The 25,499-nt window shown below is 68.7% G+C and carries 26 protein-coding genes and 1 tRNA gene; 15 read left to right on the forward strand and 12 right to left on the reverse strand.

The genetic code is table 11. The features are described 5' to 3' along the window. Positions 1 to 66: 66 nt before the first annotated feature. A complete protein-coding gene (locus PUW82_RS03610) occupies positions 67 to 978 on the reverse strand; it encodes a formate/nitrite transporter family protein (RefSeq protein ID WP_274220967.1) in 912 nt (303 codons plus the stop codon). A 164-nt stretch (positions 979 to 1,142) separates the two neighbouring features. On the opposite strand from PUW82_RS03610, the gene PUW82_RS03615 reads away from it, so the two are divergent. Beyond that, positions 1,143 to 1,940 carry an MOSC domain-containing protein gene (locus PUW82_RS03615; protein ID WP_274220968.1) on the forward strand — a complete coding sequence of 266 codons (798 nt, stop codon included), beginning with the start codon at positions 1,143 to 1,145 and terminating at the stop codon, positions 1,938 to 1,940. Positions 1,941 to 1,998: 58 nt separating this feature from the next. On the opposite strand, the gene PUW82_RS03620 is transcribed toward PUW82_RS03615, so the two are convergent. Then, positions 1,999 to 2,874, reverse strand: coding sequence for a helix-turn-helix domain-containing protein (locus PUW82_RS03620; RefSeq protein ID WP_274220969.1), 876 nt, complete (start codon positions 2,872 to 2,874; stop codon positions 1,999 to 2,001). Between the two features lie 124 nt (positions 2,875 to 2,998). Between PUW82_RS03620 and PUW82_RS03625 the strand changes: the two genes are divergently transcribed. From PUW82_RS03625 to PUW82_RS03635, 4 genes are all read left to right on the forward strand, one after another. Next, on the forward strand, positions 2,999 to 3,844 hold the full coding sequence (locus PUW82_RS03625) for an SDR family NAD(P)-dependent oxidoreductase (protein ID WP_274220970.1): 846 nt from the start codon (positions 2,999 to 3,001) through the stop codon (positions 3,842 to 3,844). 132 nt (positions 3,845 to 3,976) lie between these two features. Beyond that, positions 3,977 to 4,810, forward strand: a complete 834-nt coding sequence (locus tag PUW82_RS03630; protein WP_274220971.1) for an SDR family oxidoreductase — start codon at positions 3,977 to 3,979, stop codon at positions 4,808 to 4,810. A gap of 113 nt (positions 4,811 to 4,923) precedes the next feature. After that, positions 4,924 to 5,040 carry an SDR family NAD(P)-dependent oxidoreductase gene (locus PUW82_RS15115; RefSeq protein ID WP_420792732.1) on the forward strand — a complete coding sequence of 39 codons (117 nt, stop codon included), beginning with the start codon at positions 4,924 to 4,926 and terminating at the stop codon, positions 5,038 to 5,040. Positions 5,041 to 5,126: 86 nt separating this feature from the next. Continuing rightward, positions 5,127 to 5,321 (forward strand): hypothetical protein, encoded by a 195-nt coding sequence (locus tag PUW82_RS03635; protein WP_274220972.1) that lies wholly within the window; start codon positions 5,127 to 5,129, stop codon positions 5,319 to 5,321. A gap of 68 nt (positions 5,322 to 5,389) precedes the next feature. On the opposite strand, the gene PUW82_RS03640 is transcribed toward PUW82_RS03635, so the two are convergent. Beyond that, positions 5,390 to 5,977: a TetR/AcrR family transcriptional regulator gene (locus tag PUW82_RS03640; RefSeq protein ID WP_274220973.1), complete on the reverse strand. Its 588-nt coding sequence runs from the start codon at positions 5,975 to 5,977 to the stop codon at positions 5,390 to 5,392. Positions 5,978 to 6,078: 101 nt separating this feature from the next. On the opposite strand from PUW82_RS03640, the gene PUW82_RS03645 reads away from it, so the two are divergent. The 3 genes from PUW82_RS03645 (at position 6,079) to PUW82_RS03655 (ending at position 8,655) form a co-directional block, all read left to right on the forward strand. Then, the gene (locus PUW82_RS03645) at positions 6,079 to 6,822 is read left to right on the forward strand and encodes an NADPH-dependent F420 reductase (RefSeq protein WP_420792710.1); all 744 of its coding nucleotides are present in this window, start codon (positions 6,079 to 6,081) and stop codon (positions 6,820 to 6,822) included. Between the two features lie 83 nt (positions 6,823 to 6,905). After that, complete coding sequence (locus tag PUW82_RS03650; protein ID WP_274220974.1) at positions 6,906 to 7,823, forward strand: NADPH:quinone oxidoreductase family protein; 918 nt, start codon at positions 6,906 to 6,908, stop codon at positions 7,821 to 7,823. Between the two features lie 64 nt (positions 7,824 to 7,887). Continuing rightward, positions 7,888 to 8,655 carry an SDR family NAD(P)-dependent oxidoreductase gene (locus tag PUW82_RS03655; protein ID WP_274220975.1) on the forward strand — a complete coding sequence of 256 codons (768 nt, stop codon included), beginning with the start codon at positions 7,888 to 7,890 and terminating at the stop codon, positions 8,653 to 8,655. 315 nt (positions 8,656 to 8,970) lie between these two features. Here the strand turns inward: PUW82_RS03655 and PUW82_RS03660 are convergent. From PUW82_RS03660 to PUW82_RS03685, 6 genes are all read right to left on the reverse strand, one after another. Next, positions 8,971 to 9,044 (reverse strand) — tRNA-Gly (locus PUW82_RS03660). 25 nt (positions 9,045 to 9,069) lie between these two features. Further along, the gene (locus tag PUW82_RS03665; protein WP_274220976.1) at positions 9,070 to 9,372 is read right to left on the reverse strand and encodes a hypothetical protein; all 303 of its coding nucleotides are present in this window, start codon (positions 9,370 to 9,372) and stop codon (positions 9,070 to 9,072) included. 42 nt (positions 9,373 to 9,414) lie between these two features. Further along, complete coding sequence (locus PUW82_RS03670; protein WP_274221739.1) at positions 9,415 to 11,640, reverse strand: beta-xylosidase/alpha-l-arabinosidase; 2,226 nt, start codon at positions 11,638 to 11,640, stop codon at positions 9,415 to 9,417. A gap of 77 nt (positions 11,641 to 11,717) precedes the next feature. After that, positions 11,718 to 12,614 (reverse strand): carbohydrate ABC transporter permease, encoded by an 897-nt coding sequence (locus PUW82_RS03675; RefSeq protein WP_274220977.1) that lies wholly within the window; start codon positions 12,612 to 12,614, stop codon positions 11,718 to 11,720. Further along, positions 12,611 to 13,627 carry a carbohydrate ABC transporter permease gene (locus tag PUW82_RS03680; protein ID WP_274220978.1) on the reverse strand — a complete coding sequence of 339 codons (1,017 nt, stop codon included), beginning with the start codon at positions 13,625 to 13,627 and terminating at the stop codon, positions 12,611 to 12,613. The genes PUW82_RS03675 and PUW82_RS03680 overlap by 4 nt, the downstream gene beginning before the upstream one ends. 8 nt (positions 13,628 to 13,635) lie before the next feature. Next, positions 13,636 to 14,940 (reverse strand): ABC transporter substrate-binding protein, encoded by a 1,305-nt coding sequence (locus PUW82_RS03685; RefSeq protein WP_420792711.1) that lies wholly within the window; start codon positions 14,938 to 14,940, stop codon positions 13,636 to 13,638. Positions 14,941 to 15,130: 190 nt separating this feature from the next. On the opposite strand from PUW82_RS03685, the gene PUW82_RS03690 reads away from it, so the two are divergent. Together PUW82_RS03690 and dcd are read left to right on the forward strand one after the other, a co-directional pair. Continuing rightward, on the forward strand, positions 15,131 to 16,156 hold the full coding sequence (locus PUW82_RS03690; protein ID WP_274220979.1) for a LacI family DNA-binding transcriptional regulator: 1,026 nt from the start codon (positions 15,131 to 15,133) through the stop codon (positions 16,154 to 16,156). Positions 16,157 to 16,165: 9 nt separating this feature from the next. Beyond that, positions 16,166 to 16,771 (forward strand): dCTP deaminase, encoded by a 606-nt coding sequence (gene dcd, locus PUW82_RS03695; protein ID WP_210006806.1) that lies wholly within the window; start codon positions 16,166 to 16,168, stop codon positions 16,769 to 16,771. A gap of 58 nt (positions 16,772 to 16,829) precedes the next feature. On the opposite strand, the gene PUW82_RS03700 is transcribed toward dcd, so the two are convergent. Beyond that, positions 16,830 to 17,462, reverse strand: a complete 633-nt coding sequence (locus tag PUW82_RS03700; protein WP_274220980.1) for a winged helix DNA-binding protein — start codon at positions 17,460 to 17,462, stop codon at positions 16,830 to 16,832. A 110-nt stretch (positions 17,463 to 17,572) separates the two neighbouring features. Between PUW82_RS03700 and PUW82_RS03705 the strand changes: the two genes are divergently transcribed. The 3 genes from PUW82_RS03705 (at position 17,573) to PUW82_RS03715 (ending at position 20,371) form a co-directional block, all read left to right on the forward strand. After that, positions 17,573 to 18,121, forward strand: coding sequence for a MarR family winged helix-turn-helix transcriptional regulator (locus PUW82_RS03705; protein ID WP_274220981.1), 549 nt, complete (start codon positions 17,573 to 17,575; stop codon positions 18,119 to 18,121). 92 nt (positions 18,122 to 18,213) lie between these two features. Beyond that, the gene (locus PUW82_RS03710) at positions 18,214 to 19,881 is read left to right on the forward strand and encodes a BCCT family transporter (protein WP_420792712.1); all 1,668 of its coding nucleotides are present in this window, start codon (positions 18,214 to 18,216) and stop codon (positions 19,879 to 19,881) included. 43 nt (positions 19,882 to 19,924) lie between these two features. Next, positions 19,925 to 20,371 (forward strand): GNAT family N-acetyltransferase, encoded by a 447-nt coding sequence (locus PUW82_RS03715; protein WP_274220982.1) that lies wholly within the window; start codon positions 19,925 to 19,927, stop codon positions 20,369 to 20,371. 12 nt (positions 20,372 to 20,383) lie between these two features. Here the strand turns inward: PUW82_RS03715 and PUW82_RS03720 are convergent, their stop codons facing one another. Together PUW82_RS03720 and PUW82_RS03725 are read right to left on the reverse strand one after the other, a co-directional pair. Further along, a complete protein-coding gene (locus PUW82_RS03720; RefSeq protein ID WP_274220983.1) occupies positions 20,384 to 21,838 on the reverse strand; it encodes an MFS transporter in 1,455 nt (484 codons plus the stop codon). 126 nt (positions 21,839 to 21,964) lie between these two features. Continuing rightward, on the reverse strand, positions 21,965 to 22,687 hold the full coding sequence (locus PUW82_RS03725) for a response regulator transcription factor (protein WP_274220984.1): 723 nt from the start codon (positions 22,685 to 22,687) through the stop codon (positions 21,965 to 21,967). 324 nt (positions 22,688 to 23,011) lie between these two features. Between PUW82_RS03725 and dnaK the strand changes: the two genes are divergently transcribed. Together dnaK and PUW82_RS03735 are read left to right on the forward strand one after the other, a co-directional pair. Further along, the gene (gene dnaK, locus PUW82_RS03730) at positions 23,012 to 24,880 is read left to right on the forward strand and encodes a molecular chaperone DnaK (RefSeq protein WP_274220985.1); all 1,869 of its coding nucleotides are present in this window, start codon (positions 23,012 to 23,014) and stop codon (positions 24,878 to 24,880) included. Between the two features lie 2 nt (positions 24,881 to 24,882). Beyond that, positions 24,883 to 25,494, forward strand: coding sequence for a nucleotide exchange factor GrpE (locus tag PUW82_RS03735; RefSeq protein WP_274220986.1), 612 nt, complete (start codon positions 24,883 to 24,885; stop codon positions 25,492 to 25,494). The last annotated feature ends 5 nt before the right edge of the window (positions 25,495 to 25,499 follow it).

Raw genomic sequence — 25,499 nt, forward strand, 5'->3', positions numbered from 1 at the left:
GTACGCGCGGGAGGTTGCCACCGCGTCAGGGGCGTGTTTCGCGTTGTTTACGGAGCGGGCCACGGGTCACACCCGGGAGGTCTCGGGCTCGACGGCGGAGACGGCGGCGGTGGCAGTGGCGGCATCGGCCGGCGTCGGGATCGTGAGGGCGCGGCCCCGCTTCGAGGCGCGGACGCGTCGCGGCGAGGCGGTCCGGCCGTAGGTGAGGTACAGCGGGATCGCGACGAAGACGAGACCGCCGACGAGGTTGCCGAGCACGGTGGGGATCTCGTTCCAGATCAGGTAGTCCATGATCGTGAAGTCGCCGCCGAGCAGCAGGCCCGAGGGGAACAGGAACATGTTCACGATCGAGTGCTCGAAGCCCATGAAGAAGAAGAGCATGATCGGCATCCACATCGCGACGACCTTGCCGATGACGTCCTTCGAGATCATCGCCAGCACGACGCCGGTGGCGACCATCCAGTTGCACAGCACGCCGCGGATGAAGAGGGTCAGCATGCCCGCCGCGCCGTGATCGGCGTAGCCCACCGTGCGCCCCTCGCCGATGTGGCCGATGGCCTCGCCGACCTCGTTCGGCGGTGTGGAGAACCCGTACGTGACGACGACCGCCATGAGGACGGCGACGGTGAACGCCCCGATGAAGTTGCCGACGAACACCAGTCCCCAGTTGCGCAGGATGCCGCCGAGCGTCACCCCCGGCCGGCGGTCGAACCACGCGAGCGGTGCGAGCACGAAGACCCCGGTCAACAGGTCGTAGCCGAGCAGATACAGCATGATGAAGCCGATCGGGAAGAGCACCGCGCCCAGCAGCGGGCTGCCGGTCGTCACCGAGACGGTGATGGCGAACGCGGCGGCGATCGTCAGCACTGCGCCGCCCATGATCGATCGGACGAGGGTGTCGCGGGTCGAGAGCATGACCTTCGACGCGCCCGCATCGATGACGGTCTGGACGAGTTCGGTGGGCTTGACGTAGGACATGGCGTCCTCCTTCGGTCGAGAGCCGGTGGGTATGGTGCTCGACGCTAGAGGCGGGGTGTTTCCCCGTCGGTCTCGCTGTTCGTCCGTTCCGTTACCTCTTTCTCACTTCGCACCATCGCCGGTTGTGAGATCGGCCGCCCGCCGCGGTGGGGCAGAGTAGCGGTGTGCCCGTCGTCTCCGCCCTGTACCGCTACCCCGTCAAAGGCTTCACGCCCGAGGAACGCGACGACCTCGTCGTCCAGGCCGACGGCCGCATCGCCGGCGACCGCGTGCTCGCGTTTCGCTTCGCCGATGCCGTGGAGCCCGAGGATGCCGATGGCCTCGAGTCGTGGCCGAAGAGCCGGGGCCTCGCGCTCATGGATTTCCCGGCGCTGGCTCGCGTCGCGCTGACCTTCGACCATGACGAGCGCCGACTGCGGCTGAGCGTCGACGGCAGCGTGCTGGCCGAGGCGGGCCTCGACGACGCCGGTCGGCGCGAGCTCGAGGACGCGATCACCGCGTTCGTGCAGGAGTCGGGCGACGCGCGACGCCTCGACCGCGAGGGCGTGCTGCCGCTGCGACTCGTCGGCGACGGCGCGACCTCGCGCTTCCAGGACCGCGCCCGCGGCTACGTCTCACTCCACGGGGAGGCGTCGGTCGCGGAGGTGGATGCCGCGGTGCCCGCCCCCGTCGACAGTCGCCGGTTCCGCTCGAACATCGTCATCGCGGGTGTCCCACCCTGGGACGAGCTGGCCTGGCGCGGCCGCATCCGGATCGGCGAGGTCGCCTTCGACGTGCAGAAACCCATCGGGCGATGCGCCGCGATCCTGGCGAACCCCGACACGGGCGAGCGCGACGCCCGGTTGCTCCGCGTGCTGACGACCGAGTTCGACCAGGCCGAGCCGACCCTGGGCATCCTGCTGCTGCCCGCGGCCGGCGGGGGAGTGGTGCGGGTGGGCGACGAGGTCGTTCTCGAGGGCTGAGCCGGGCCGGTGCGCTGCGGCGCCGAGGCGCCGACGTCCTCAGCGCCGTGCTCGATAACTAGGGGGCGGATGGTTGTTGGGTTGAGTGTGTGGGGGCATTCAGAGTGGCGAGGAGTTGTAGCTTCTCGTGGGAGTCGGTTCCGGGTGGCGCACTGTAGGGGAGCATGAGGAGGCCTGGCGCGCTGGTGATTTGCAGTCCCTCGTAGGAGAGGGTGAGGTCTCCCACGTCGGGGTGGTGGAGTCTTTTGGTACCGGTGCGGTGTTCGCGGACGTTGTGTGCTGCCCATAGGGTGCGGAAGACGTCGCTGCGGGTCGAGAGTTCGCCGACGAGGTTGCTGAGGGATCGATCGTTTGGGGCGCGTCCGGCTTCGCTTCGGAGCAGGGCGACTGTTTGCGCTGCTGCGTCGTCCCAGTCGAGGTAGAAGTCGTGCGAGCGGGGGTCGAGGAACACGAAGCGGCCGAAGTTGGGGTTGGCGGGCTGGTCGTAGAGGACGGAGTAGAGGGCCCGACCGAGGGGGTTCGCGGTGATGACGTCGCCGCGTCCGTTCTGGACGAGCACGGCAACGTCTTTCATCGCGTCGATCATCTGTTGCACGCTTGCGGACACCTGACCGGCCTTCGCGGGCCGGCGTCGTCCGGCCCCGACGGTCGCTGTTGACGCGCGGACGAGGTCGAGGAGGTGGGCATGTTCGGCGTCGTCGAGTTGCAGTGCGCGGCTGATGCCGTCCAAGACGGCATCGGATACCCCGGCGGCGTTGCCGCGTTCGAGGCGGACGTAGTACTCGACACTGATGCCGGCGATGAGGGCGACCTCTTCCCGGCGCAGCCCGTCGACGCGGCGGCGGCCACCGAAGAGGGGGAGCCCGGCTTGCTCGGGGGTGAGCCGGGCGCGGCGAGTCATCAGAAACTCGCGGAGCTCGGAGTGGGTGTCCATGGAATCGAAGGTAGGCGAGGAGGCTGCCGTTAGGGGGGTACTGGTGTTAACCGGATAGGTGGGGACTCCCTGGCATCTCGTGGTCGGCGCACGCTGGAATCACCGACACGAAAGGGGTCACCACATGAGTGACAGCAAGGTCTACTTCATCACCGGCGCCGCGCGAGGTATGGGCGTTGATCTGGTCAACGGCGCTCTGGCCGCGGGGCATTCCGTCGTCGCTACCGCCCGCGACGCCGCCAAGGTCACCGACGTCTTCGGGAGCCACGAGAACCTTCTTCCGGTCGCCCTGGACATCACCGACGAGGATGCAGCTCAGGCCGCTGTCGCCGCGGCCGTCGACCGGTTCGGACGCATCGACGTTCTCATCAACAACGCGGGCTTGTTCTACGCGGGGTACTTCGAAGAGATCAGCCCGGCGCAGTTCCGTCAGCAGATGGAAGTGAACTTCTTCGGCCCGCTCAACGTCACCCGTGCCGTGCTGCCGGTCATGCGAAGCCAGCGCAGCGGCCAGGTCGTGTCCTTCAGCTCGACCGCTGGCCTGGTGGGTCAGGAGTTCGTCGCTGCGTACAACGCGTCCAAGTTCGCCCTCGAGGGGTGGATGGAAGCACTGCGATACGACCTCGAACCGCTCGGCATCAGCACGACGATCGTCGAGCCCGGATTCTTCCGTACGGAGCTGCTCGTCGAAGGCGCGTCGACGCTGTGGCCAGAGCTGTCCATCCCGGACTACGCCGAGCGCACCGCCGCGACCATCGAAGCCTGGAAGGGCATGAACGGTAAGCAGGGCGGCGACCCCGCCAAGCTCGCCGCAGCTTTGGTGTCTCTTGTCGACTCCGAGCAGCCGCCCCTGCGGTGGGTGGCCGGCGCCGACGCCGTGCAGACCGGCGTCGACAAGGCAAACCTCCTCATCGAGCAGGTCGAGGCGCACCGGGAGCTCTCCTCGTCGCTCGCGCACGACGATGCCTGAGCACATCAACTTCCCCCTCGAGGGGCAGTCAGCGACCGTCATCGCTGACCTCGACCCGATCCGACACTGGCACACGTGCGCGCGCGACGCGTCTCGCACACACCCCGACCCGACTACCGAACAGGACTCAATATGAAGCTCACCGGAGCCGTCGCGATCGTCACCGGCGCCAGCAGCGGCATCGGCCGTGCCACCGCGCTCGACCTCGCCCGCCAGGGCGCGTCCGTCGCGCTCGTCGCGCGACGCCAGGACCGTCTCGACGCCCTCGTGTCCGAGATCAACGAGATCGGCGGCACCGCTCTCGCGGTCCCCACCGACATCGCCGACCGTGCACAAGCGTTCGCCGCCGTTGCGGCGACCGTCGAGCGTTTCGGTCGTCTCGACATGCTGATCAACAACGCCGGACTCATGATCCTTGGCCGCGTGCAGGACGCCGACATTGACGACTGGGACCGAATGATCGCAATCAACCAGCAGGGTCTGATGGCGATGACCAAGGCCGCGCTCCCACACCTCCTCGACGCGGCGCGCGGTGACCGCCAGGTCGCGGACATCGTGAATGTGTCGTCGGTCGCAGGGCGCATGACGTTCCCCACCGCGGGGCCGTACAGCCTGACCAAGTTCGGGGTGAACGGGTTCACCGAGGCCCTACGCCAGGAACTGGCCGGGCAAAAGGTACGCGTGGGCGTCCTGGAGCCGGGCAAAGTCGACACCGAGCTCGACTCCCACAACAACGACGAAATCCTCGCCCACATCGAGGAGAACTTCGGCGGGTTCCGCATGCTCGACCCGCAGGACATCGCCGACGGCATCACCTTCATGGTCACCCGTCCCGCACACGCCGCGATCGCTGAGCTGTGGGCGATGCCTCCGCGCAGGCCTGACCAGGAAGGAGATCACCATGCAGAATCAGCTACTCGCGGGCAAGACAGCGATCGTCACCTGAGGAAGCAAGGGCATCGGTAAGGCCATCGCTCAGCTCTTCGCTGACGAGGGCGCCGCAGTCGTGCTCACCGTTCAGGGGCCGAGAGGCTCTCGACGAGACCGTTGAAAGCATCCGAACCGCCGGCGGCACCGCGATCGGGGTCGTCGCAGACTCCAGTGACCCGGCAGCACCCGCGCGCGTGTTCGCAGCGGCTACCGAGCAGTTCGGCCGTGTCGACATTCTGGTGAACAACGCCGGCTTTGAGACATGACATCCATTGAGGACGTGACGGACGAGCACTTCTCGCAGGTCATGGAGATCAACCTCGCCGGGGTGTTCCGCTAATGCCGCGAGGCGGTGCAGCACTTCATCCCGAAGAACGCCGGCGTCATCGTCAACGTCTCACCCGTGCACGGCGAAAAGCCCGTGCTCCGGCTGGCGTGCAGCACGCGGCCGATCGACCAGGCCTACGCCGCGCTCTACCTCGCCAGCGACATGAGCCGAGCGGTCACCGGCCACATCCTGCAGGTCGGCAACGGCGGCTGGCTCTAGCCAAATCACGAATGAAGGCCGCCGCCGGGTGATCGCGTGATGAGCATGGCCGCGCGGCGGCAGCATTCTCACCTTGCAGTCGCGGTGGCCCAGCCTGCTCTCAGGATGTGCGGCATGAGGGATGTGGATGCGCCGTCAGCCATCGCAGCACCTCTGGTCCAGCTGATAGCCAGGGCCATGAGGAAAAGATCTCGACCGCGTACGTCGGCACGCGCGAGTCCCTCGTCCTGTGCGCGGGCGAGGAATCGATCAGTTTCGACGACATACCCCTCACATGTGGAGGTCAGGGGGGACGGGATCTCGCCCAGCGCGGCGCGGAGCGGTTCTGGGAGTCCGTCGAAGGCGCTTGCCCATTCGATCAGGGCGTCGAGCCACTGTGCCAGCGCATCGCCCGCATCGCTGGTGCTGCGGGTGATGGCGTCCCGGCGCACGCCGATCTCGTCATCCCGTGCCGTGAGGAGTGCAGCGAGGAGTGCTTCTTTCGAGTGGAAGTGGCGGTAGAGAGTGCCAGGGCCGACGCCTGCTTCCTTGGCGATGGCGTCGAGTGAACCGGAGATGCCGTGCTCGGCGAAGTGACCGCGGGCGATGTCCAGGATGTGCTGACGGTTGCGCAGACCATCGGAGCGGGGGGCGCGCGTTCGCGAGGTCACCGTCATGACAGCACACTCCTAGGGTTATCCGGAGAAAATCTCCGTTAAGGTTAAGTGGAGAGATCCTCCTGTATCTCTCCACTCTCCCACGACACGAAGGGTCAATCGTGAAGATCGGCATCATCGGAGCAGGCAACATCGGGCGGATCCTCGCGGAGCGACTCGCGCGCGAGGGTCACGACGTCTCGATCGCGAACTCGCGGGCCCCCGAGACGGTCGACGCGGCCGCCCTGAGCACAGGGGCGAGGGCGGTGTGGGCTGCTGATGCGACGAGGGAAGCGGATGTGGTGATCGTCTCCGTGAACTACGGTCAGCTGCCGAACGTGGCGGCTTTGGTGTCCGGCGCACCGGAGAACGCCGTGATCATCGACACGTCGAACTATTTCCCTCTCCGTGACGGCAAGGTCGAGGGTTTCGAGGATGGTCAAGTCGAGAGCGAGTGGGTTCAGAAGCTTTATGGTCGTCCGATCGTGAAGGCCTGGAACAACATCACCACGGCATCGTTCCGCGATAAGGCGTACGCAACGGATCCGGCGACCCGGATCGGCCTGCCTGTCGCCGCAGACGACGACGCGCAGCGCGCCGTCGGGATGCGCCTGGTCGAAGAGACGGGGTTCGATGCGTATGACGCTGGTGTGATCGCCGACTCATGGCGTCAGCAGCCAGGTAGCCCTGTGTATACCAACGACCTCACGGCAGGTGAGCTTCCGGCTGCGCTCGCCCGCGCTCGGCAGGACCGCTCCGCAGTGCGGCGGGACCTGATGATGAAGGTCTACCTGGAACGCATCGACGCGGACGGCAAGGAGCCCGACCCGGAGCGTCAGCTCGCCCTGACCCGCGCCATCTTCTAACAACGCGAATGGAGAGCGAAACGATGAAGCGGTGGCAAGCAGAGAAGTTCGGTGAAGTGGCGGACGTACTTCGCCTCGAAGACGTGGAACTTCCCGAGCCCGGGCCGGGTGAAGCGCGCGTCAGAGTACTCGCCGCGAGCCTTGCGCTCCCGGACCTGATGATGGTGCACGGGGACTACCCGTTCGTACCCGAGCCGCCCGTAGCCCCGGGGCAGGAAGTCGTCGGGATCGTCGACGCAGCCGGTGACGAATTCCCGCTCCCCGTCGGAACGCGGATCGTGGGCAACGCGCGGGCGGATATCGCGATCGGCGGGTTCGCCGAGTACACACTCGTTCCAGGGTGGAGCGCGATGCCGGTCATCGACGGGTTGACGGATGAGCAGGCTGCAGGGTTCCCGGGCTCGTTCCATGTCGCGCACATCGGTCTCGAGCACCGCGCCCACCTGCAGAAAGGCGAGACGCTGTTGGTTCTCGGTGGCGCCGGTCGCACCGGGTCGGCGGCGATCCAGATCGGCAAGGCCATGGGCGCGACGGTGATTGCGACAGCGCGCTCGGATGCGAAGGCTCGATTCAGTCGCGAGCAGGGAGCCGATTACATCGTCGACCTCGAAGCGACCAACGCGATCGACGAGATCGAGCGCATCACGGGCGGTCGGGGAGTGGACGTCGTCTACGACACCGTCGGAGGGGCGGCTGCGACCGAAGCGGCGAAGACACTCGCGCGAGGTGCACGGTTCCTCATCGTCGGTTTCGCGAGCGGGGAGCCCGCACACGTCGACGTACATGAGCTGCTGATGCGGGACTACTCGGTGATCGGCGTCCTATCAACATTCCGCGACGACGAGGAGAAGAACGCCACCGTAGACGCTCTCGCGGCGATGCTCGCGGATAAGCGGATCACCCCACCCGTCACCGCCGTTTACGCGTTCGAACAGGTGCCGGAAGCACTCGCTGAACGAGCTGCAGGCGCAACAGGACAAACGGTGATCACGCTCCAATAGTGCACAACCAGGTGACAGCGAGACGGCGCCCGACCATTGCCGACTGTTCCGGAAAGGACCCCTCATGACCACGTCTAGCAGCGTGTCCCTCCCGCTGATCGTTGTCATCGGCGGTGGGACAGGTATGGGTCGGGACATCGCGCACGACCAGGTCACCCTGGGCCGGGACGTCCTCATCGTCGGCCGTCGGGCTGAGTCGCTGGAGGAGGTTGCTCGATCCTCGAGTGCACCCCAGCGCGTGTTCACCGTCGTCGCGGATGCGTCCACGGCTGATGGTGCGGCCGCTATATCTGACGCGGTCGGTGATCGACGCGTGCAGGGCATCGTCGCCGCCGCCGGGGGACAGGGGGGCTTCAAACAGCCGGGACAGGCTCCCGAAGACCTGGATGACGCCTGGTCCACGGCGCTGCGAGTGAACCTCTTCACCGCCGTGCTTCCCGTGGAAACGCTGCTCCCAAAAATGCTCGATAACGAAGGACGGGTCGTTCTCATCGGCTCAACAGCCGGCATTGAGGGTGCGGGCGGCCCCTACGCGACAGCAAAGGCCGCTCTCGCGGGATACGGCCGCGAGCTCGCCCGTCGCGTTGGTGAGCGAGGCATCACCTCCAACACCATCGCACCCGGGTTCGTCGACAACACCGAGTTCTTCGAAAGCGGAGGCTTCGGAGACAGCTCCACCATGACCGATGCAGCGGCAGCCCGGACTCTTATCGGCCGTGTCGGTCGACCACGGGACGTGACCGCAAGCGTGCGGTGGCTGCTCAGCAAAGACGGAGGGTGGATCACCGGGCAGGTGATCGCGGTAGACGGCGGAACCGTGATGGTGCAGTGACCTCACGCTGAGCGATCTCGGCCTCGTGTGACGCTTCAAGACCCCGAACAAGCGCCGTGAAACGATCGACTTTGGAACGAGTTTTGTCGGGTGGCTGTCGACGTCGCCACGCCGTACCGAAACGCTGTTCCGAAACCACTCATCGCTCACAACGGGTCGAAGAAACGAGACGTAGTTCCTCACGGGGTGCTGGTTCCGCGCCCGAGCGCGACGCAGTCCTGCGGCGAATCGTCTCCTCCGCCTGAGTGCCCCGGTTCGGACGGCAACACCACGAATGCGAAAGGGACGCGACCGATGGCCGCGTCCCTTTCGCATTGGAGGGGCTGACGGGAATCGAACCCGCGCTATCTGCTTGGGAAGCAGATGTTCTGCCATTGAACTACAGCCCCATGCACCCGCAGGTGCTCGGTCAGCTTACCCCACGGGTGCTGGGCCGCCGGAAGCAGGACCACCGGGACCGGACGCGGCCGGACCACCCGGTGCCGGCGGCGCCTGCGGGTAGGGCGGGGCAGCCGGTCGGGCACCGGTGCCGTATCCGGGCGGGAACGGCTGGCCGCCCTCGCGCATCGCGAGCAGCATCCCGTTCTTCACCGCCGTGCGCATCAGCAGGTAGCTCACCCACAGGATGAGCGCGATCGTGCCGAGGTAGAGGGCGATGCCGAGCACGACGAAGCCGATGCCGAAGGCCGCTGCGGGGCCCGAGTAGTCGTTGTACATGGCCCGCACACTATCGCTCGGCCGCCCCGCGCACGACCCTGCTCACCGTTCGATCGCGACCTCGACGATCCGGCGGTCGGCGGCGGTGACGGTGTGCACGTCGCCCGCGATCTCCATCGCAGCCTCGGTCTCGCGCTCTGCGCAGGACGGTCCGACCCACAGCTCCACGGCGCCGGGCTCGACGATCCGCGTGCCCTGACGCCCGGTGAACGCCAGGCGCGCGGTGGGCACATCGAACGCGACGGTCGCCTCGGCGCCGGCATCCAGGTCGACGCGGGCGAAGCCGAGCAGCTGCGCGACGGGGCGCGTGACACTGGCGTGCACGTCGCGGGCGTAGAGCTGCACAACGTCGGTGCCCGCGCGCTCGCCGATGTTCCGCACCCGGACGCGCGCCGTGAACGACCCACCCGACGTCACCGAGCCTGTGACCGTCAGGCCCTCGCGGGCGAAGGATGTGTAGGTCAGTCCGTGCCCGAACGGGAGGGCCGGGGTGCTGTCGGCACTGGTGATCTCGGTGGGGCCGCCGAGGATCGGATGCAGGTAGCTGTAGGGCTGCGCGCCGGCGGAACGGGGAAGCGACACCGGCAGGTGCCCCGACGGCGAGACCTCGCCGGTCAGGATCGCCGCGATCGCGGATCCGCCCTCTTCGCCGGGGAAGAACGCCTGCAGTGCCGCGGCCGCCGCGCCGTCGCCCGACAGGGCCCAGTCGATCGCGTACGGGCGACCGGTCAGCATCACGAGCACGACGGGGGTTCCGGTCGCGATGAGGCGTTCGACGAGCTCGCGCTGCACACCCGGCAGCTCGAGCGACGCGACGTCGTTGCCCTCGCCGACGGTGCCGCGTCCGAACAGACCCGCGCGGTCGCCGACCACGACGATCGCGACCTCCGCATCACCCGCGGCGGCCTCGGCCTCGGCGAAGCCCGAGCGGTCGTCGCCCTCGGCGTCGCAACCGCGCACGACCGTGACATCGGCGTCGGGCAGAGCCGCCGAGACGGATGCCGCGAGCGTGGGAATCTCGAAGCCCATCGGCACCCCGGGGTGGTGGGCGAGCACGTGGTTGGCGAACGAGTAGCAGCCCATGAGGGCCTCGGCGCTGTCGGCGTTCGGGCCGATCACCGCGATGCGGCGCGGCGCCCCGAGCGGCAGCACACCGTCGTTGCTCAGGAGGACGACGGACTCCTCGGCGAGTCGGCGAGCGACCGCGCGGTGCGCGGGAGAGTCGAGGTCGACGCTCGTCGGCGGCGCCTCGAACGTCTCGTCGAGCAGGCCGAGTTCTTCCTTCTGCGTCAGCACCCGGCGCACCGCGCGATCGATCAGCGCCTCGTCGACGAGGCCCGCGCGCACCCGATCCGCAAGGGGAGCCGCGAACGCGTCGCCCGTGGGCAGTTCGACGTCGATGCCGGCCGCGAGCGCGAGCTCGGCCGCTTCGCCGCGATCGCGGGCGACCGCGTGCATCGTGTGCAGGAAGGCGACCGAGAAGTAGTCCGACACGACCGTGCCGTCGAAGCCCCATGCGTCGCGCAGGATGTCGGTGAGGTAGGCGGGGGTCGCACCGACCGGCATCCCGTCGATCTCGGCGTACGAGTTCATGACCGACCGCACCCCGCCGTCGCGCACCGCCATCTCGAACGGCGGCAGGAAGATGTCGGCGATCTCGCGCGGCCCCGCGTGCACGGGGGCGTGGTTGCGTCCCGACTGCGAGCCGGAGTAGCCCACGAAGTGCTTGAGCGTCGCGTGGACGCCCGTGCTCTGCAGTCCGCGGACGTACGCCGTGCCGAGCACGCCGACGACGTAGGGGTCTTCGGCGATGCACTCGTCGACGCGTCCCCATCGCGGGTCGCGGATGACGTCGAGCACGGGTGCGAGCCCCTGATGGATTCCGAGTTCGCGCATCGAGGCGCCGATGAGCGCGCCCATCTCTTCGACGAGTTCGGGGTCGAACGACGCGCCCCAAGCCAGCGGCGTGGGGAAGGTCGCCGCCTGCCACGCTGCGAGTCCGGTGAGGCACTCCTCGTGCACGAGCGCAGGGATGCCCAGGCGCGTCTCGCGGACGAGTCGGCGCTGCTCGTCCCACAGCCACGCGGCGCGCTCGATCGGGTCGACCGGGCGCGTGCCGTAGACCCGGGTGAGCTGCCCGAGGCCGTGCACGGTGGCATCGGCGTACGCGGTCGACGAGGCCATCTCGCCGGCCATCGGCGCGACGACCTCGTCGCCCTGGTCGACCCAGAAGCCCACGAGCTGGGCGAGCTTCTCGTCGAGAGTCATCCGCGCGATCAGGTCGGTGACGCGCGTCGAGACGGGGATATCGGTCAGAGTCACGGTCGGTGCTTTCTGTGGTGGGGTCAGCCCTTGACGGCGCCGGTGAGACCGCCGACGATGCGGCGCTCGAACAGGCTGAAGAACGCCAGGGCAGGGAGCATCGACAACGACGTGAAGGCGAGGACCTTCGCGGTGTCGACGGAGTACTGCGACGAGAACGCCTGCACGCCGAGGGGCAGGGTGAACGTCGCCTCGTTGTTGAGGATGAACAGGGGCAGAAGGTAGCTGTTCCAGCTCGCGATGAACGCCAGGATGCCGACGGTGATGACACCCGGGATCGACAGGGGCAGCACCATCCGCCAGAAGAACGACAGCCGGCCGCATCCGTCGATGAACGCCGCCTCTTGGATCTCATCCGGGATGGCGCGCAGGAACGGCACCAGGATGATGATCGTCATCGGCAGTGCGAACGCGATCTGGGGCAGGATGACGCCCGCGAGCGAGTTCATCAGCCCCAGGTCGCGGATGACGATGTACAGCGGCGTGATCGCGACCGTGATGGGGAACATCAGACCCGACGCGAAGACCGCGTACAGCACCCCGCGTCCGCGGAAGCGGTAACGGGCGATGACGTAGCTCGCCATGAGGCCGAGGACGACCGCACCCGCGGTGGTCGACAGGGCGGCGATCGTGGAGTTGAGCACCTGCTGCCAGAACTGCGAGCCGGTGAGAACCGCGAGGTAGTTCTCGATGTCCCACGGCGACGGCCAGCCGGCGGGATCGACCGTGATCTGCGCGTTGCTGCGGAACCCGCCGATGATGATGTACAGCACCGGCGCGAGCATCAGGCCGATCGTCACGAGAGAGACGAAATAGACCAGCGGGCTGCCCCAGGGCAGGCGCTCCTTGCGCCGGCCCCGACGGCCGACGGGTGCGGGCGCGACGATCGCGCGCGTGGCGGGAGAGGTGAGGGCGGTCATCGTTCCCGCTTCCCTTCGGTGATGGCCCCCGCCGTGTCACGACGCAGCACGTAGCGCTGGTAGATGATGGCGACGACGAGCGAGATGAGGAAGATCACGACGGCGACGGCGTTGCCGTACCCGTAGCTGCCGGCGTTGCGGCCGTTGACGACCATGTAGGTGGCCATCGTCGAGGTGCCGGCCGTCGAGGCGACGTACTGGCCCCAGATGATGTACACGAGGTCGAACAGCTGCAGCGCCCCGATGATCGACAGGAACGCCCAGATGCGCAGAGTGGGCGCGAGCAGCGGCAGGGTGATGCGCCAGTGCGTTTGCCAGTACCCGGCGCCGTCGAGCGCGGCGGCCTCGTAGAGCTCCTCGGGGATGCCCTGCAGTCCGGCGAGGAAGAGGATGACGGCGAAGCCGACGTACTTCCACGTGAGGATGCCCATGAGGGTCCAGATGGCGATGGACGGGTCGGCGATCCAGTCGCGCGTGAGGGCGCCGAGACCCAGCTGCTCGAGGGCGCCGTTGAGCGCGCCCTGCGTCTGCAGCATGAGGCCGAATCCGGTGCCGACGACGACCTCGGCGATGACGTACGGCACGAAGATGAGCACCCGGATCAGCGACTGGCCGCGCATCCGGCGGTTCAGCAGCAGCGCCAGGAGCACGGCGACCGGGCCCTGCAGCACGAGTGAGGCGATCACGATGATGGCGTTGTGGCTGAGCGCCTCGACGAAGGTCGGGTCGGTGAAGATCGTGATGTAGTTCTGCAGCCCGACGAACTCGGTGGGCGGGCCGTAGCCCTGCCAGCGGAAGAACCCGTAGTACGCCGCCATGACGACGGGGAAGATGACGAACCCGACGAACATCACCAGCGCGGGGCCGACGAGCACCGCGATCTCGAGGCGTCCCGACCAGCCCAGGCCTCGGCGGCGCCGGGAGGGCGGGGACGTCGTGGTGACGCCCCCGCCCCGGCCCGCGAGATCCGAGCCGGTGGCGGTGTGCGCCACGGCTGTCTCGCTGATCGACATGGTCTCGGTCAGCCCTTCTTGGCCGCGTCGGAGACCGACTGGATCATCTGCTCGGGCGAGCTCTTGCCCGCGAGCAGATCGACCACCGCGACGTTCAGCGCGTTGCCGACGTTCTGGCCGAGCACGGTGTCGAGCCACTGCGACACGAACGGCGCCTTGTTGTAGGCGGCGAGGACGTCCTGCAGGTACTCCTCCTCGACTGCGCCCTGGGCGACCGAGTTGACCGGCGGTGCGTTGAACGCCTTGTAGTAGGCCTCCTGCTGCTCGGAAGTGGCGAGGAAGTTGAGGAAGTCGGCGCACTCCTTCGGGGCCTTCGCCGAGCACGAGTAGCCGTCGACGCCGCCCATGATCGACCCGGGCTCGCCGGCGCCGCCGGACAGCTCGGGGAAGGGGAACCAGGCGAGGTCGGGCAGCGGCTGCTCGTCGGGCGTCAGCGACGCGATGACACCCGGGTTCCAGGCGCCCATGAGCTCCATGCCCGCCTGGTGGTTGGCGATGAGGCCGGCGCTGCTGCCGGCGCCCTGCTGTGCCGACGTGGTGAGGTAGCCCTCGTTGAACGGCTGCGACTCGGCGAAGTCGGCGAGGTCCTCGGCGGACTTCAGCCAGCACTCGTCGCTGAAGTCCTTCGAGTCGCCGGTCGCCTCGATGGTCTCGGCGCTGCACTCGCGCAGGGCGAAGTTGTAGAACCAGTGCGCCGCCGGCCAGGCATCCTTCGCGCCCAGCGCGATGGGGGCGATGCCCGCGTCCTTGAGCTGCCCGACCGCGGCCTCGAGGTCTTCGATCGTCGTCGGGGTCTCGCTGATGCCGGCCTGCGTGAACAGGTCGGAGCTGTACCAGAAGCCGCTGGGGAGCACCGCGAGCGGCATCGCCCACACCTTGTCCTGGTACGTCTCGGCCTTGAACGACCCCTCGGAGATCTCCTCCTTGGCGGTGTCGCCGATGAGGTCGGTGAGGTCCATCAGCTGGCCGGCTTGCACCATCGCGGCCATCTTGCCGCCGCCGCGCTGCAGGAAGACGTCGGGCGGATCGCCCGCGTTGAGCGCGGTCTGGAGCTTGCCGTCCATGTCCTCGTTCTGGACGGACTGCATCGTGATCTTGACGTTCTCGTTCTCGGCCTCGAACGCGGCGATCGCGTCCTTCCAGAACTCCTGGCCGGGGCCGGTCGTGGAGTTCTGCCAGAGGGTCATCTCGACGGTGCCGTCGGCGCTGCCGCCGTCGCCGCCGCTGCTGCAGGAGGTGAGGGCGAGGGCGCCCACCGCCATGATCGCCGCCGTGACGGCGGCCTTGCGGCCGACCGTGGTCATGCGTGCCATGTGATTCCTTCTCTCTTCGTTGAGTGGACATCTGCTGGTGAGCGCGGCCGCGGAAGTGATCGGGATCACGGAGCGACGGTGCTCGGTGTCGTCGGACTCGCTGGTGCTGTCGGACACCGAAAGTTTCCGCGGACAACAAAGCGGTGTCAAACGTTTTCGAAAACGGTTTCCACTGGCATAGAGTGCGTCCATGACGCGGAGCCGCCGCCCGACCATTCACGACGTCGCCGCGCGCGCCGGCGTCTCGGTCTCGACCGTGTCGAAAGCCGTCAACGGGCGGTATGGGGTCGCGACGGCGACCGTGGATGCCGTCATGGCCGCCGTCGCCGACCTCGGCTACGAGTCGAGCCTCATCGCGAGCAGCATGCGATCGCGCACGACCGGCGTGATCGGCGTGCTCGTGGCGGACTTCGAGCCGTTCAGCGCCGAGATCCTCAAGGGCGTCGGCGACGCGTTGCGCGACACCAGCTACGACCTGCTGGCCTATTCGGGCTCGCGCGGTGACGAGGAAGGGTGGGAGCGGCGGTCGCTGTCGCGCCTGAGCGGCACCCTCATCGACGGAGCGATCATGGTGACCCCCACGGTCGTGAAGGCCGGCGCCGACGTCCCCCTCGTCGCGATCGATCCGCACACGGGCCCCGCCGACGTCCCGACCGTCGAAAGCGACAGCTACGGCGGGGCGCGCGAGGCGACCGCCTACCTCGTGGCGCTCGGCCACACCCGCATCGGCTACATCGCGGGACGGGCCGACCTGCGGTCGTCGATCGCGCGGGATGCCGGCTACCGCCGCGCCCTCGCCGACGCCGGCATCCCGTTCGACCCCCGGTTCGTCGGCGCGGGCCGCTACCGCGAGGCGACCGTGCGGGAGGTCGCGATCGACATGCTCTCGGCTCCCGACCGCCCGACGGCCGTGTTCGCGGCGAACGACGTCTCGGCGATCGCGATCGTCCAGGTCGCGGCGGAGCTCGGGCTCGCGGTGCCCGGCGACCTGTCGATCGTCGGATTCGACGACATCCCCGAGGCGACCCGGCTGCCGACGGCCCTGACCACCGTGCGCCAGCCCATGGGGCGTCTCGGCGCGGCCGCCGTCGAGCTCTTGCTGACCCTCATGCGCGGCGAGACGCCCGCGACGACCCATGTGCTGCTGCCGACGAAGCTCGTGCCGCGGCAGACGACCGCGCCGCCGCAGCGCGGACTCGAGGCGGCGCGGGCCTAGGCTGTCAGCGTGCTGCTGAGTGATCGCGACATCCGTGCCGGAATCGATCAGGGACGCATCGGTCTCGACCCGTGGGACCCCTCGATGGTGCAGCCCTCGAGCGTCGACGTGCGTTTGGATCGCTACTTCCGGCTGTTCGACAACCACAAGTACCCCTTCATCGACCCGGCGCAGGACCAGCCCGAGCTCACGCGCCTCATCGAGGTCGACCCGGACGAGCCGTTCATCCTGCATCCGGGAGAGTTCGCGCTCGGCTCGACCTTCGAGCAGGTGCGCCTCGCCGACGACGTCGCGGCGCGGCTCGAGGGCAAGTCGTCGCTCGGGCGCCTCGGTCTCATCACCCATTCGACGGCGGGGTTCATCGACCCCGGGTTCTCGGGCCATGTGACCCTCGAGCTCGCGAACGTCGCGACACTGCCGATCAAGCTGTGGCCGGGCATGAAGATCGGGCAGCTCTGCTTCTTCCAGCTGACCTCGGCCAGCGAGAACCCATACGGCTCGGGCCCCTACGGCAACCGCTACCAGGGGCAGCGGGGACCGACGGCATCCCGCTCGTTCCAGAACTTCCACCGCACCGACGTCGGCACCATCGACGCCGGCTCGCGCGGCGCCTGAGACGACGAGACCCCCGACCGACGGCGGATGCCGCGGGCCGAGGGCCTCGAGGGTGTGATCAGGCGGCGTCGCGACCGGCGCGGAACCCGGCGGTGAAACCGCGCTCGAAGGCGCGCTCTCCCCGGTGACGCGGGTGCTCGCCGTCGTGTTCGTGATGCGCGCCCGCGGCGCGGTGCCCGCCGCGGTGCTCGCCGCGGTGGTGGCCGCCGCAGCGGGCGCCGAAACCGGCCCCAAAGCCGCGGTGTCCGCGCGGCCCGAAGCGGCGGGGCGCGGACTCGTCCCATCCGAGCTCGCGGGCGATGGTCTGCAGTGTGGCGAGGGTCGTGGCCAGATCCGCTTCGGGGACGGCGTCGCTCACGCGGGCGTGCACGGCGTCGACGAGGGCCTGGATGCGCTCGCGCTCGGTGCGCCCCCGGTCGCTGACGCGCCACTGTCCGTCGGCCTCCTCGACCCAGCCGCGAGCAGCGAGGGCGCGGATGCGCTTGCCGCCCTGCTGCACCCGTTCAGCGAGAGCGGGGGCGTCGAGCGTTCCGGCGACGACGTTGAGCACAGCCCAGTCGCGGCGGTCGAGGCCTTCGGGTGCCAGTGCTCGGTCGAGCTCCGCCGCGAGGGCCGAACCGGCGGCGCGGGCCCAGAAGGCGAGCGTGCGGTGACGGGCGGCGGCATCCTGTGTGGTCTGTTCGGTGGTCATGGTGTCCCTTCCGTGAGCCGGTCGGTCCGGCTCCAATGTATGTCTGTGTGCATGCATATGCACTATGACATGGGAATGAATGCATGTCAAGCAACATGTATCCTCAACTCATGCCCGCCCCGGACGACGCCGAGATCGACGCCATCGCCGACGCCCTCGCCCGCCTGCGGGCCCTGCGCCGCCCCGGAGGACCCGGCGCCGGGCGGCCGATCGACCCCGGCCATGCGCATGCCCACGGCCACGGGCCGTGGGGCCGTGGGCATCGACGCCACGACGGACCCGACGCGGGGGATGGGCCGCGCGGGGGGATGGGGCGGATGGCGGGTCTCGCGCGACTGCGCATGCTCGAAGCGCTCGAGGCCGCGTCGCGTCCGCTCAGCGTCGGCGAGATCGGCGAAGCGATCGGCGTCGACCAACCGCGCGCGTCGCGTCTGGTGCAGCAGGCCGCCGAACTCGAGCTCGTGCAGCGCGAGGCCGATCCGGACGACGCGCGGCGAACCCGCATCGCGCTGACCGACGCCGGTCGGCGCTTCGCCCAGGGCGTGCGCACGGAACGGCGGGCGGCGCTCGGCGGAGCGCTCACGGTGTTCAGCGACACCGAGCGGGCCGAGCTCGCGCGCCTGCTGGGCAAGCTCGCCGACGCATGGCCCCGCGACTGAACGCGGCGCGGCGCCGCATAACCCGCGCCGGACGTGGGGGCAAGCGCGGCGCCGGGCTTGGCCGGACGGCATCCGTTTGCGACCCTTGACCGGTGACTCCCGAGAATCAGCCCTCCGCCGCCGAACGGATCGCCTCCGTGACGACGGGCCGGACGATCGCGCCCTGGGTGTTCTGGCCCGCCGCGGTCGTCATCGTCGGCTTCAGCGCCTTCGCCATCGTCTTCCCCGAGACAGCCGAGACGTTCTTCGGCGCCATCCAGACATCGATCGTCGACTCGTTCAACTGGTACTACGTCCTCATCGCCGCCTTCTTCGTGGGCTTCGCCCTCTTCGTCGGCTTCAGCCGCTTCGGCGACATCAAGCTCGGCCGCGACGACGACGAGCCCGAGTTCTCGACCGTCTCGTGGTTCTCGCTGCTGTTCGCGGCGGGCATGGGCATCGGCCTCGTCTTCTACGGCGTGAGCGAGCCGCTCAGCCACTTCGTCGACCCGCGTCCGGGCGTCACCGGCACCGAGCAGCAGCTCGCGCAGGGCGCGCTGACGCAGACCTACCTGCACTGGGGCGTGCACGCCTGGGCGATGTACGTCGTCGTCGGCCTCGCCCTCGCCTATGCGATCCACCGCCGTCGCCGCCCGATCTCCATCCGCTGGGCACTCGAGCCGCTGCTCGGCAACCGTGTCCGCGGTGCCGCGGGCAACGTCATCGACGCGGTCGCCCTCGTCGGTACCCTCTTCGGCGTCGCGACCTCGCTCGGCCTCGGCGTCATGCAGATGGGATCGGGGCTCGAGTTCGTCGGCTTCCCCGAGATGAACGATCTGACCCTCATCGGCCTGATCGCGATCATCTCGGTCTTCGTGCTCTTCTCGGTGCTCTCGGGTGTGACCAAGGGCATGAAGTGGCTGTCGAACTTCAACCTGATCCTCGCGGGGCTGCTGCTGGTGTTCCTCCTCTTCGTCGGCCCGACGCAGTTCCTGCTGCGCGAGTGGGTCCAGTCGATCGGTGCGTACATCCAGGACTTCGTGGGGCTGTCCTTCACCGTCAGCGCTCTGCAGGGCACGGCGGGCGAGGAGTGGCAGGCGGCCTGGACCTCGTTCTACTGGGGCTGGTGGATCTCGTGGGCCCCCTTCGTCGGCATCTTCATCGCCCGCGTGAGCAAGGGCCGCACCGTGCGGCAGTTCGTCGCCGGCGTGCTGCTGGTGCCGACGCTCATCGGCATCCTGTGGTTCGCCGTCCTGGGCGGATCCGCGCTGTACCGCGAACTGCAGCAGCCCGGCTCGATGCTCGCGCCCGACGGCACCGTCGACCTGCAGGGTGCGCTGTTCCAGCTGCTCGAGTCGCTTCCCGCCGGCGGTGTGCTGACCATCGGCGCCATCGTGCTCATCGCCGTGTTCTTCATCACCTCCGCCGACTCCGGCGCGCTCGTGATGGGCATGATCGCAACGGGAGGCAACCCCGAGCCGCCGCGCTGGGTACGCACGTTCTTCGTCGTGACGACGGCCACGCTCGCGAGCGCGCTGCTGATCGCCGGCGGGCTGCAGGCGCTGCAGACAGCCGCGATCCTCATCGCCCTGCCGTTCTCGATCGTGATGCTCCTGATGTGCTGGTCGACGGTCCTCGCCTTCCAGCGCGAGCGGCGGGCGTACGCCCGCGCCGAGCGTGCGCAGTTCATCGAGCGCATCGGCGATCACTACGGTCTCGAGGTCGAGGAGCCGAACGAGCGCGGGGTGCGCTTCCCCTGGATCGGCGGCAGACGCTCCTGACCACCGGGGCGGGGGAGCGCTCGCGCCCGCCTAGGCTGGACGGATGCCTCCGGTCTCCTCCGCCCGCCTGATCGATGTTCCCGCCGAAACGCTCTACCGCCTGCTGTGGCTGCGCGTAGCGGTGTTCGTCGTCGAGCAGCGCGCGGCGTATCCCGAGCTGGACGGACGCGACGTCGAACCCGACACCGAGCTGTTCTGGGTCGAGGAGGACGGCGAGGTCGTCGCGACCCTGCGGCTGCTGCGCGACAGCGATGCGGCCCGCATCGGTCGGGTCGCGACCGCCGAGGCGGCCCGCGGACGCGGTCTCTCGGCGCAGCTGATGCGCGCCGCCGTCGAGCGCGCCGAGGAGCGCTGGCCCGGCATCGCGATCGACCTCGACGCGCAGAAGCACCTCGCACCGTGGTATGCCCGCTTCGGGTTCGAGATCAGCGGCCCGGAGTTCGCGGAAGACGACATCCCGCACGTGCCCATGCGGCGCACCGCCGCCTGATCGGCTCGACGCTCAGCGGATGCCGGCCTGCTTCGGCAGGCGGACGAACAGCAGGAGCACGAGGCCGAGGGTCAGCACGACCGCGATGCCGAGCACGCCCCAGATGATCGCGCCGAACCACGCGATGAACAGTGCCCACATCAGGGGAGACAGGAAGCTGGACACCCGGCCGGTCGTGGCGTAGAGGCCGAAGATCTCGCCCTGCATGCCGGGTGGGGTGACCCGCGCCAGCAGGGAGCGGCTCGCCGCCTGCGCCGGCCCGACGCACGCCGAGAGCACGAGGCCGGCGACCCAGAACACGATCGAGCCGGCGTCCTGCAGGACGAACAGCAGCACGGCGACGGCGATGAGCCCCGAGAGGGTGGCGACGATCACCGACCGGGCGCCGAAGCGGTCGTCGAACCGGCCGGCCACGATCGTCGATGCTCCCGCGACGAGATTGGCGGCGATGCCGAAGATCATGACCTCGGTCGCCGAGAAGCCGAACGCGCGCGCGGCGAGGACGCCGCCGAAGGCGAAGACCCCCGCGAGGCCGTCGCGGTACACGGCGCTCGCGAGCAGGAACCAGAACGTGGGCCGCTGCGTGCGGTACAGCCGTGCGATGTCCTTCACGAGGTGCACGTAGCCGGCGAAGAAGCCGACCTTCGTCGCGCCGGCGGGTGCGGGGCTCTCGGGGACGTTGACGAGGAAGGGGATCGCGAACACGAGCGTCCACACGCCGCAGCCGACCGCGATGAGGCGGTAGGCGAGGCCGCCACTGGTGTCCATCCCGAACCAGTCGACGAACGTGAGCGCGACGACGATCGCGAGCGCGATGATGCCACCGATGTAGCCGAGGCCCCAGCCGAGGCCGCTGACGCGACCGATGGTGCGCGGGGTGGAGACCTCGACGAGCATCGCGTTGTAGTTGACGCCGGCGATCTCGGACACGACCGCTCCGAGCGAGAGCACGATGGCGCCGTACCAGAAGTAGGCGGGGTCGGCGAAGGTGAAGAAGAGCGCGAACTGCAGCAGCGCGAGCACGACGGTGAAGACGCCGAGCCAGCGCTTCTTGCGTCCCGAGCGGTCGGCCGTCTGCCCGAGCACGGGCGCGAGCAGCAGGATGAGGATGCCGGCGGCGGTCGAGGCGATGCCGTACCCGCTGGCCAGGTCGGCCAGGGCCGCCTCTTTGACGGGGTCGCTGTCGGCCAACGCGGCGATGTCGGCGGGGAGGAACCAGTCCGACACGAGGAACAGCGACGCGAAGACGAAGGTCAGGATGACCGAGTTGAAGGGCTGCGTCGCCCAGTCCCAGAGCGCCCACGAGATGACGGCACGGCGGGGCACCGGGCGCTCGGCGTCCTCGCGCTCGCGCAGGCCGGCGATGCGGCCCAGCGCCTGGGTGTCGGCGGTGGTCGGCGGTGCCGGCACACCCGGGGTGGTCGCCCGCGGTGCGCCGTCGCCGGATGGGTTCGTCTCGGGTGACATGCGGGGCACGCTAGGGCCTCTCCGTGAACAACGGGTGCCGCCCGTCCCGGCCGTCGCTTCGTCGCGACGGGGTCAGCGTATCCGCCGTGAGGCGATGTGCGCCCGAACGCTGCGCCGCGCGCGCGTTCAGTCGCTCTGGCGGGCGAATCGGTAGCCGATCCCGCGCACGGTCTCGACCCACCGGCCCGAACGACCGTCGTCGCCGAGCTTGCGGCGCAGGTTCATCATGTGCACCTCGACGGCGTGCAGGTCGTGCGCGCTGACGTGCTCGCCGGCGGCTCCGTTCTGGCGTCGCAGCATGAGCGCGATCCTCGACTTCTCGATGACATCGCCGGGGCGCTGCATCAGCGCCTGCAGCACGTCGAACTCGGAGCGGGTCAGATCCAGCAGCTCGCCGTCCAGTTCGACGCGCCGCGCCGCCGGGTTCAGTCGCAGTGCGCCGGCCTCGAGCCACGCGGGCGCCGACGGCTCGTCCGACCGGATGCCGCGGGGGCGGCGCATCAGCGCGTCGATGCGTGCCCGCAGCTCGTAGGGGCGCCACGGCTTGACGATGTAGTCGTCGGCGCCGCTGCGGAAACCCTCGACGGTGGCGGTCTCGTCGCCCACCGCGCTGATGATGAGGATGTAGCCGTCGTGGAACGACCGGATGCGGCGCACGGCCTCGAAGCCGTCGATTCCGCCGAGCATGACGTCCACGGTGGTGAGTTCGGGGCGGAGCAGCCGCACGGCGTCGACCGCGGGCGCCCCGTCGCTGAAGGCGTGCACGTCGAACCCGTGCTGCTCGAGCGTCTGGGTCAACAGGTGGCGCAGGTCGTCGTCGTCCTCGATGACGACCGCGATGCGCCTCATGGCCGTGCCTCGGCGCGCGGGAATGATCGACGACCAGCCGCGGCGGGCTCGAGGTCGTCGAGAGGCGAGTTCGGGTTCACGCTTCTTGACATGGGTGGCCTCAGCATATTTTCCGAGGCTGAGAGTATTACCAGATGACAGCCTGGAAAACCTCAGGTTTCACTCAAATGCTCATCACGTGCCGGCTGGCGGCGAAAGTTGACAGCGGTGGGCTCAAGTTCGTTTGACAGCCATATCGGGCCGGAGTATCCTTGAGTCATCGCGGCTCAGGTTAGGCCGCCGCAGACTTCAGATCCACCGAACCGAAAGCAAAGGAGACAGCTCATGGCACGTGCAGTGGGTATCGACCTGGGAACGACGAACTCCGTCGTCGCCGTCCTCGAGGGCGGCGAGCCCAAGGTCATCGCCAACGCCGAAGGGCTCCGGACGACCCCCTCGGTCGTCGCATTCACGAAGGACGGCGAGGTGCTCGTCGGCGAGACCGCCAAGCGCCAGGCCGTCACCAACGTCGACCGCACGCTGACCTCGGTCAAGCGGCACATGGGCACCGACTGGAAGACCCAGGCGATCGACGGCAAGGCCTACACGCCGCAGGAGATCTCGGCGCGCATCCTCCAGAAGCTCAAGCGCGACGCCGAGCAGTACCTCGGCGACACGGTGACCGACGCCGTCATCACCGTTCCCGCGTACTTCAACGACGCCGAGCGTCAGGCCACCAAGGAGGCCGGCGAGATCTCGGGCCTCAACGTCCTGCGCATCATCAACGAGCCCACCGCCGCCGCACTCGCGTACGGCCTCGACAAGGGCAAGGAAGACGAGCTCATCCTCGTCTTCGACCTCGGTGGCGGCACGTTCGACGTCTCGCTGCTCGAGGTGGGCAAGGACGACGACTTCTCCACGATCCAGGTGCGCTCGACCGCCGGCGACAACCGCCTCGGCGGCGACGACTGGGACCAGCGGGTCGTGGAGTACCTCATCAAGCAGTTCAAGGACACGACCGGTGTCGACGTCTCGGGCGACAAGATCGCCCTGCAGCGCCTCAAGGAGGCCGCTGAGCAGGCGAAGAAGGAGCTCTCGAGCTCGCAGTCGACCTCGATCAACCTGCCCTACCTCTCGCTGACCGACTCCGGCCCCGTCTCGCTGTCCGAGACGCTGTCGCGCGCGAAGTTCGAGGACCTCACCAAGGACCTGCTCGACCGCACCAAGAAGCCGTTCGAGGACGTCATCCGCGAAGCCGGCATCAAGGTCGCCGACATCGACCACGTCGTCCTCGTCGGTGGCTCGACCCGCATGCCCGCGGTGTCGGAGCTCGTCAAGAAGGAAGCCGGCAAGGAGCCCAACAAGGGCGTGAACCCGGACGAGGTCGTCGCCGTCGGCGCCGCGCTGCAGGCCGGTGTCCTCAAGGGCGAGCGCAAGGACGTCCTCCTCATCGATGTCACCCCCCTGAGCCTCGGCATCGAGACCAAGGGCGGCATCATGACGAAGCTCATCGAGCGCAACACCGCCATCCCGACCAAGCGCAGCGAGACCTTCACGACCGCCGACGACAACCAGCCGTCGGTCGCCATCCAGGTCTTCCAGGGCGAGCGCGACTTCACCCGCGACAACAAGCCGCTGGGCACGTTCGAGCTCACCGGCATCGCGCCGGCGCCCCGCGGAATCCCGCAGGTCGAGGTGACCTTCGACATCGACGCGAACGGCATCGTCCACGTCTCGGCGAAGGACAAGGGCACCGGCAAGGAGCAGTCGATGACGATCACGGGCGGCTCGTCGCTGCCCAAGGACGACATCGAGCGCATGGTCCGCGAGGCCGAGGAGCACGCGGCGGAGGACAAGAAGCGCCGCGAGGCCGCCGAGGTCCGCAACCAGGCCGAGACCCTGTCGTACTCGATCGAGAAGCTCATCGCCGACAACGCCGACAAGCTGCCCGAAGACGTCAAGACCGAGGTCCAGGGCGACGTCGACGCGCTGAAGACCGCTCTGGCGGCGGATGACGACGACGCCGTCAAGACGGCGTTCGACAAGCTCAACGCGTCGCAGGGCAAGCTCGGCGAGGCGATCTACGCGCAGGGTCAGGCCGACCAGGCGCAGAGCGCTCCGACCGACGCCCCCACCGGCGACGCCGGCAGCACCGCATCCGATGAGGATGTCGTGGACGCCGAGGTCGTCGACGACGAGGACGAGAAGAAGTAACCATGACCAATAAGGACTTCGAAGAGCCCAACGGCAACGACGAGGTCCTCGGCGAGGAGGGGTCGGAGGCGCGAGTCTCCGGCCCTGACGCGCAAGAGGACACCACCACCGAGGCGCCGGCCGACGACGAGCTGACGATCGACGACATCCTCGGTGCGACCCAGTCCGACGAGGCGGCGGTGGCCGAGGCGCCGGCTGAGGAGCACGACCTGCTCCTCGACCTCAAGCGGGTGCAGGCCGAGTACGCCAACTACCGTCGGCGCACGGAAGAGCAGCGCGACGTCGAGATCGAGCGTGCGAAGGGTTCGGTGGCCAAGGGGCTGCTGCCCGTGCTCGACGACCTCGACCGGGCCGGCAAGCACGGCGACCTCGTCGAGGGGTCGCCGCTGGCCGCCATCGCCGAGAAGCTGCGCGGCGTCGTCACGCGGCTGGGCGTCGAGACCTACGGCGCGGCCGGCGAGGCGTTCGACCCGCAGCAGCACGAGGCCATCTTCCAGGCGCCCACTCCCGGCACCACCGAGCCGACGATCCTCGAGGTCGTCGAGGTCGGCTACCGCCTCGGGAGCATCGAGCTGCGTCCGGCGAAGGTCGTCGTCGCCGTGCCGGCCGAATAGGAGGC

The organism is Microbacterium thalli, from assembly GCF_028737325.1.
In the GTDB taxonomy this organism is placed as follows: domain Bacteria; phylum Actinomycetota; class Actinomycetes; order Actinomycetales; family Microbacteriaceae; genus Microbacterium; species Microbacterium thalli.

What these genes read in the sequence shown, in the direction of transcription:
- PUW82_RS03640 (WP_274220973.1), bottom strand. Translation starts at nt 5,977, where the DNA reads ATGACGGTGACCTCGCGAACGCGCGCCCCCCGCTCCGATGGTCTGCGC.
- PUW82_RS03720 (WP_274220983.1), bottom strand. Translation starts at nt 21,838, where the DNA reads ATGTCACCCGAGACGAACCCATCCGGCGACGGCGCACCGCGGGCGACC.
- PUW82_RS03690 (WP_274220979.1), top strand. Translation starts at nt 15,131, where the DNA reads ATGACGCGGAGCCGCCGCCCGACCATTCACGACGTCGCCGCGCGCGCC.
- PUW82_RS03655 (WP_274220975.1), top strand. Translation starts at nt 7,888, where the DNA reads ATGACCACGTCTAGCAGCGTGTCCCTCCCGCTGATCGTTGTCATCGGC.
- PUW82_RS03700 (WP_274220980.1), bottom strand. Translation starts at nt 17,462, where the DNA reads ATGACCACCGAACAGACCACACAGGATGCCGCCGCCCGTCACCGCACG.
- PUW82_RS03670 (WP_274221739.1), bottom strand. Translation starts at nt 11,640, where the DNA reads ATGACTCTCGACGAGAAGCTCGCCCAGCTCGTGGGCTTCTGGGTCGAC.
- PUW82_RS03725 (WP_274220984.1), bottom strand. Translation starts at nt 22,687, where the DNA reads ATGAGGCGCATCGCGGTCGTCATCGAGGACGACGACGACCTGCGCCAC.
- PUW82_RS03680 (WP_274220978.1), bottom strand. Translation starts at nt 13,627, where the DNA reads ATGTCGATCAGCGAGACAGCCGTGGCGCACACCGCCACCGGCTCGGAT.
- PUW82_RS03625 (WP_274220970.1), top strand. Translation starts at nt 2,999, where the DNA reads ATGAGTGACAGCAAGGTCTACTTCATCACCGGCGCCGCGCGAGGTATG.
- PUW82_RS03685 (WP_420792711.1), bottom strand. Translation starts at nt 14,940, where the DNA reads ATGGCACGCATGACCACGGTCGGCCGCAAGGCCGCCGTCACGGCGGCG.
- PUW82_RS03735 (WP_274220986.1), top strand. Translation starts at nt 24,883, where the DNA reads ATGACCAATAAGGACTTCGAAGAGCCCAACGGCAACGACGAGGTCCTC.
- PUW82_RS03610 (WP_274220967.1), bottom strand. Translation starts at nt 978, where the DNA reads ATGTCCTACGTCAAGCCCACCGAACTCGTCCAGACCGTCATCGATGCG.
- PUW82_RS03620 (WP_274220969.1), bottom strand. Translation starts at nt 2,874, where the DNA reads ATGGACACCCACTCCGAGCTCCGCGAGTTTCTGATGACTCGCCGCGCC.
- PUW82_RS03630 (WP_274220971.1), top strand. Translation starts at nt 3,977, where the DNA reads ATGAAGCTCACCGGAGCCGTCGCGATCGTCACCGGCGCCAGCAGCGGC.
- PUW82_RS03715 (WP_274220982.1), top strand. Translation starts at nt 19,925, where the DNA reads ATGCCTCCGGTCTCCTCCGCCCGCCTGATCGATGTTCCCGCCGAAACG.
- PUW82_RS03665 (WP_274220976.1), bottom strand. Translation starts at nt 9,372, where the DNA reads ATGTACAACGACTACTCGGGCCCCGCAGCGGCCTTCGGCATCGGCTTC.
- dnaK (WP_274220985.1), top strand. Translation starts at nt 23,012, where the DNA reads ATGGCACGTGCAGTGGGTATCGACCTGGGAACGACGAACTCCGTCGTC.
- PUW82_RS03705 (WP_274220981.1), top strand. Translation starts at nt 17,573, where the DNA reads ATGCCCGCCCCGGACGACGCCGAGATCGACGCCATCGCCGACGCCCTC.
- PUW82_RS03675 (WP_274220977.1), bottom strand. Translation starts at nt 12,614, where the DNA reads ATGACCGCCCTCACCTCTCCCGCCACGCGCGCGATCGTCGCGCCCGCA.